Annotated in this window: 3 protein-coding genes; 1 reads left to right on the forward strand and 2 read right to left on the reverse strand. The window is 60.1% G+C overall.

The annotated features are described in order from the left end of the window. Positions 1–25: 25 nt before the first annotated feature. On the reverse strand, positions 26–1,312 hold the full coding sequence (locus H8S59_RS26570) for a leucine-rich repeat-containing protein kinase family protein (RefSeq protein ID WP_187523340.1): 1,287 nt from the start codon (positions 1,310–1,312) through the stop codon (positions 26–28). A gap of 3 nt (positions 1,313–1,315) precedes the next feature. Next, positions 1,316–1,891, reverse strand: a complete 576-nt coding sequence (locus tag H8S59_RS26575) for a TetR/AcrR family transcriptional regulator (RefSeq protein ID WP_095097953.1) — start codon at positions 1,889–1,891, stop codon at positions 1,316–1,318. 106 nt (positions 1,892–1,997) lie between these two features. On the opposite strand from H8S59_RS26575, the gene H8S59_RS26580 reads away from it, so the two are divergent. After that, positions 1,998–3,203: an MFS transporter gene (locus H8S59_RS26580; RefSeq protein ID WP_187523341.1), complete on the forward strand. Its 1,206-nt coding sequence runs from the start codon at positions 1,998–2,000 to the stop codon at positions 3,201–3,203. Positions 3,204–3,295 lie beyond the last annotated feature (92 nt).

The raw sequence follows: 3,295 nt of genomic DNA on the forward strand, positions 1-3,295 counted from the left end.
GATGGAACCGCAGAAACATTTCCTACTAGCCCCGTCCCAAAGCCTGCTCAATCTCCAGCAGCATCGGTCGCTGACTGACATCCGGCTGAACGCAACGAGCCTGCAGTGCCCACAAGGCATCCTCTACGGGCTCGGAACAGCGCTCCAGCAATTCCCCCAGTAAAATCCCGAAGGCTCGCGCTTCGATGCGTTGCAGAGCCAGGCCCTGAGCGGTCGTTGAATAAAACGAAGCAGCGCCGAAATCCCCCAGCAGGCAATCGCCGTTGTCGTGCCAGAGAATGTTGTGGCCGTATAGATCACCGTGGGTCATGCCGTTCTGATGCAGGTGCGCGGCGGCCGAGGCGATGCCGCGGGCCATGCGCAGCGCGATGGCCCTGGTCAGACGCAAACCGGTCGGGTAGATATCCCTGGAGCACGAATCCAGACTCGGAGGACCCGCCAGATTGACGAAGCTTGGCTCGATCAACTGCATGACCAATCCTGCGCATGATTGAGGGTGGTCCAGGATCTGGCCTTCAACGGCAATAAGATGCTGGTGCGTGCCCGCAGCGATACATGCCGCCATCTCGTTGAGCGGCGAGCCGTCGCTGGTTACAGCGCCCTTATACAGTTTGACGGCCACGGTTCTGACCGCTTGGCGGGGCGGTTGCCACCGCGCTTGCTGGATGATCCCGGAGGCACCTTCGCCCAGTTGCTGTTGAATGCTCAGCTCAGTCCATGGGATTTGCCGTACCGGCGTTGATTCAGGTACACGGCACAGCGGATTACCTGCAAAGGCCAGCCACGCCAGCGAGGGCAGTTGCAGCAGCCAGTCAGGCAATTCGGTCAGTTGGTTGGCTGCGATGCGCAGCAGTTCAAGCTGTTCACACCGGGCCAGGCTGGCGGGGAGGCGGGTCAGACGATTGCCGGCCAGCATCAGCTTTTGCAGCGAGCCGCATTCGCCCAGCGTCTCTGGCAGTTGCTCGATCTGGTTGTCGGTGAGGATCAGCCAGCGTAGCCGGGGTGGCAATGCGCTGGCTGGAACGTGTGAGATCCGGTTCGCTTTGAAGCCGACGATCTGCAGATGCTGGCAGCGGCCAATGCAGGCTGGCAGTTCAGTGAACGGGTTGTCGGAACAAAACAGCACTTTCAGGTGTGATAGCCGGTACAAGTCGTCGGGCAGGCTGGTCAGGGCGTTGCCACTCAGATTGAGGGTTTCCAGCGAGTCGGCCAGGTCGAAGATTTCCAGTGGAAACTCTTTCAGCCCGCAGGACAGATCCAGACGTTTGGTACCCGTCAGCTTGCCCGCGCGCAGGTCTTCAAGTGTATGCATGGATCAGCCACGCCCCAAGGTGTCAGGGGGCAGGCTCAGGCAGCGATCAACCCACAGATGAACACGCTCCAGGCTCGGCGGCGCTTCTGCGTACAAAATGCGATAGATCATGGGCGCAACCACTGTGTCGATCAGCTCATTGGCGTCCGGTGCGCGCTCGCCGCGGGCCAGCGCCCGGTCGATGATGATCTGCAACTGATCACGGGTGATGCTGGCACATTTGCCCGAGCACGTTGCTGCGCTGCTGGCGACGACATCGCGCATCATCTCCCGGCCGGGTGCCGAGTTCATTTCATCAAGGTACATCTCGGTCCACGTGCGCAAATCGTCGCGCAGGTTGCCGCAATCAATAGGTTCGTCCGGGCGCAGGCGCTCAACGGCGGCATCAGCCAGCAACGTGGTCAGGTCGCCCCAGCGGCGATAGATGGTAGACGGTGTCACGCCCGCACGTGCAGCAATCATCGGCACGCTCAAGGCGGCTCGGTCGTGTTCGATCAGTAAATCGCGCACCGCGCTGTGAATTGACTCCTGCACACGAGCGCTACGACCGCCGGTGCGAATTCCTTCTTTTATAGCCATGAGGCGGACCTTAACACAAAGTATTTGCTTTAAGCGGCGTCAGCTCGCACAATCCGGAAACGCTAAGTATTAGCTTTAATGATGTACCTGATCGGAGAGTGTACCCATGTCCCGTCTTTTGCAGAACCCTGACCGGGGAAACAGCGCCCTGGGGTTCCTGGCATTCACGACCCTGTGCTTCTTTGCAGCGTCCAGTGCCCCGACGCCGCTCTACCATTTGTATCAGCAGGGTTGGGGCTTCTCTGCAGCGATGTTGACGCTGATTTTTGCTGTGTATGCATTCACGTTGCTGATAGCGCTGCTGATGGTGGGATCGTTGTCGGATTATCTGGGCAGGCGCCCGGTGATCTTCGCGGCGCTGCTGCTGGAGATTGTCTCCATGCTGCTGTTCATTTTTGCGGCTGATGTCGGCTGGCTACTGGCGGCGAGGATGATTCAAGGGCTGGCGACAGGCATGGCGGGCAGCGCGCTTGGGGCTGCCTTGCTGGACAACGACGAAAAACAGGGACCTTTGGTCAACAGCATCGCGCCGATGTTCGGCATGGCTATTGGAGCGCTAGGCACGGGGCTGTTGGTGGAGCTGGCGCCGCTGCCGCTATTGCTGACGTACTGCCTGTTGCTGGCAGCGTTTGTCGGGCAGGCCATTTATCTCTGGCTGATTCCGGAAACCGTCAGCCGCCAGCCGGGTGCCTGGGCCTCGCTGAAGCCTTCGCTGCATGTTCCCGTTCAGGCCCGGCGAACGCTGTGGCTGGTTTTACCGGTAGATATCGCAGCGTGGTCATTGGGTGGTTTCTTTCTTTCGTTGTCGCCGTCATTGCTGGCCGCAGCCACGGGGACGACTTCGGCAATCAACGGCGGGCTGGCTGTCGCCACGCTGACCATCAGCGGTGCGCTGGCAATTCTCACCTTGCGTGCGCGGCCTGCAGTGCTGGGGCTTTGGGTCGGGGCGAGCTGTTTGCCGGTTGGTGTAGGGGTTATTTTAACGGCGGTCAATGTCGGCTGGCTGTGGCTGTTTTTCGTTGGCTCGGTCATCGCCGGTATCGGCTTTGGTTCAGGCTTCCTTGGGGCATTGCGCTTGTTGCTGCCGTTGGCTCAAGCCCATGAGCGGGCGGGACTGATGTCGGCTTTTTATGTGCTCAGCTACCTGGCGTTCTGTATCCCGGCGTTGATCGCCGGACTCAGCGCCCACAGCTTCGGGCTGATCGCCACGACCAATGTCTATGGCGGTGTGGTCATCGTGCTGGCGCTGTTGGCGTTGGCAGGGCTGATTGCCGGGCGTGTGGCGGGAAGGTCGTCGGTGAATTCGGTTTGAGGGTGTTCGGCATCTGACACTGTGTTTTCCAGCAGCGAAGACAGACCCCTGCAAGTGATTCTACTCTGGCCTGCAAGCTGTATGGCGACGTG

Source organism: Pseudomonas folii (assembly GCF_014357575.1).
Taxonomy (GTDB): domain Bacteria; phylum Pseudomonadota; class Gammaproteobacteria; order Pseudomonadales; family Pseudomonadaceae; genus Aquipseudomonas; species Aquipseudomonas folii.